We start from the raw sequence: 2,629 nt of genomic DNA on the forward strand, positions 1-2,629 counted from the left end.
GTGCTTATCGTGCACGAGGTCGTAAAGGCTATCCCGCAACTGTTGGTCAGTTGGGTGGTGAATCGTTCAGGTTGCTGTGGCCGTGGACGACGTCGTTGGCGATGTCGAGGATGGGGCGTGCGTGGGTGAAGCTGTAGGCGCGCAGGCGGGCCAGGGCCTGTTCGATGGGGATGCCGAGCCGTACGGTGAGGGCGCCGGCGGCCTGGTGGATGAGGGCTCGGTGCAGGGGGAGGGGGCCGTGGTTGTCGTTGTCGCGCGAGCCGGAGGGGCTGAGCAGGAGGAGCACGGCGGTTTCGGCGAGGCTGAACATGTCGGCCATCTGGGCGCGAGTGAGGGGGCCGGGGGTGGCGCGGTGGCCGGTGAGGACGCCGAATCGGATGGCGCCCAGGTTAAGTGGCAGGGCGATGACGGCGCGTGTGGGCTGGTCGCGGGTGGCGGGCAGGAGGGCCGGCCAGCGGTGTTCCGGTGTGGTGTGCAGGTCGGGCGCGATCGCAGGTTGGCCGGTGTGGGCTGCGTCCCAGGTGGGGCCTTCGCCGAGGGTGTACTGGAGGTCGTCCAGGACGATGCCGGCGGTGTCGCCGGAGTCGTACCAGACGAGTTCGATGCTGGAGTTGTTGCGCAGGGAGATGGTCAGGCCGTCCAGGCCGAGCGCGGCCGCGCAGGGTGCCGGCGGCAGTCCGTCGAGTCCCTGGTCGGCCGCGGAGGCTGTGGCCAGGAGCTTGGGAAGCTCGGGGCTGGTTGGGGGCACCGCTGTCTCCTCGACGTGCAGGGGGTGGAGCGCCGGAGCGCGGGCGGATCGGGCGTGAGCCTCAGCCTCCGAGTGGCCTGTCCTTGTCGGACTGGGCGAACAGGCCGAAGTGGAGGGAGCCTTCGAGGAGTTGCAGGCACAGCTGGGTGAGTGAGCGGCTGTGGGAGCGGGCGTAGGTGCGCATCAGGGTGAAGGCGGCGTCGGGGGTGATGTCCAGGCGGGCGGCGAGGGCGCCCTTGGCCTGTTCGATGGTGATGCGGCTGTTGAGCGCGGTCTGCAGCTGGCTGACGCGTTCGGCCTGGTCGTTGCTGAGCCGCTGGTGGAGGATGCCGATGGTGGCCGCGTCGGCGAGGGCTTGGCCCAGACGCAGATCGGCCGGGTGGAGGCCGTCGGGGGTGGTGTGGAAGAGGTTGACGGCGCCGATGACTTCCTCGCGCAGTCGAAGCGGCAGTCCGGCCACCGCGGTGAAGCCGGCGGCCCGCGCAGTCGTGGTGAAGCGTGGCCAGCGGTCGGTGGCAGCCCGGGTCGTCAGGTCCACCGGGGGGATGACGCAGTGGTCCAGGCAGCAATCCCGGCACGGTCCCTCATCGAACTCCAGCTGTAGTTCCTCCAGTTGGTGCACGGTGTGAGTGGACGCCGTGACGTCGATCAGACGCCCGCGGACATCGACCATGACCACCCCGGCCGCATCCACTTCCAGCAGCTCGACCATGTGGTCGGTCAGCACGTGCAGAAAGTCGACCAGTTGGAAGCCGTCGGCCAGCGTGTCCGCCAGCTCGATGAAGGCCCGCGCCAGCCGCTCGTCCCGCTCCGGCTGCGCCATAACGGCCACCTCACTTCATAGGTCGGCGCCGCAGCCCGCCGCTCGGGCGGCGGCGCCCCGGCCTTGTTGCCATTCTGGTCCTCCCGCTCCCCCACCGGGAGGACTCAGCGGAAAGTCACTCCCCCGCGGGCCGAATACCTTCGCAGCGCCAGCGCTTTCGATCGCGCAGCAAGCCTCGCCGGATCTGGCCGTACAACCGGTGAGACGCTTCTGTTGTGCCAACCGTGATCACAGCATCGGAGCCGTCATGGATTGCCCCGTTCACCGGCATGAACCTCGTTGCCTTCCACAAGCTGATACGCATGCTGCGACGTGAGGGCGCCGACGAACCGGGGCCGGGGCGACCATGGTCTCTGACGTTGGAGGACCGGGTTCTGCTGGTCACTGCCTACTGGCGCACCAACCTGACGCTTCGGCAGCTCGCCCCGCTGTTCGGTGTCTCGAAGTCCGCAGCTGGTCGGATCCTTGCCCGTACAGGTCCACTGCTCGCCCTCAAACAACGGCAGCGATTCCGCAGAGACACTGTGCTCATCGTTGACGGCACCCTGGTTCCCACACGCGACCACGACATCGCGGAACCGTCCAAGAACTATCGGTACTCGACCAACCACCAAGTCGTCATTGACGCAGCCACTCGGCTCGTCGTCAGAGTCGGCCAGCCGCTGCCCGGCAATCGCAACGACTGTCAGGCGTGGGAGTTGTCCGGCGCCAAGGCTGCTGTCGGCAAAACCGTGGTGATCGCGGACGGCGGGTACCGGGGTACCGGTCTCGTCATCCCGCATCGCCGCGAACCTGGTCGGACTGAACTCTCGTCGTGGAAGAAGGAACCCAACACTTCTCATCGCAAGGTCCGCGCACGCGTCGAGCACACATTCGCCCGCATGAAGAACTGGAAGGTCCTTCGTGACTGCCGCCTGAAGGGCGAAGGCGTCCACCACGCCATGCTCGGCATCGCCCGGCTGCACAACCTCGTACTCACACAGCAATGAACGAACAGGTCAGCGCCCGATCACAGACCATAACGGGACAGCCCTTACGACCTCGTGCATGATAATCAT

3 protein-coding genes are annotated in these 2,629 nt (G+C 67.2%); 1 reads left to right on the top strand and 2 read right to left on the bottom strand.

Going from position 1 to position 2,629, the window contains the following annotated elements; translation table 11 throughout:
- Nucleotides 1–46 precede the first annotated feature (46 nt).
- The gene (locus ACFVDP_RS43850) at nucleotides 47–748 is read right to left on the bottom strand and encodes a GAF and ANTAR domain-containing protein (protein WP_383503436.1); all 702 of its coding nucleotides are present in this window, start codon (nucleotides 746–748) and stop codon (nucleotides 47–49) included.
- Between the two features lie 61 nt (nucleotides 749–809).
- Nucleotides 810–1,571: an ANTAR domain-containing protein gene (locus tag ACFVDP_RS43855; RefSeq protein WP_383503438.1), complete on the bottom strand. Its 762-nt coding sequence runs from the start codon at nucleotides 1,569–1,571 to the stop codon at nucleotides 810–812.
- A gap of 269 nt (nucleotides 1,572–1,840) precedes the next feature.
- On the opposite strand from ACFVDP_RS43855, the gene ACFVDP_RS43860 reads away from it, so the two are divergent.
- Complete coding sequence (locus ACFVDP_RS43860) at nucleotides 1,841–2,560, top strand: transposase (protein ID WP_383503440.1); 720 nt, start codon at nucleotides 1,841–1,843, stop codon at nucleotides 2,558–2,560.
- Nucleotides 2,561–2,629: the final 69 nt, after the last annotated feature.

This window comes from Streptomyces sp. NPDC057694 (assembly GCF_042799415.1).
GTDB lineage: Bacteria > Actinomycetota > Actinomycetes > Streptomycetales > Streptomycetaceae > Streptomyces.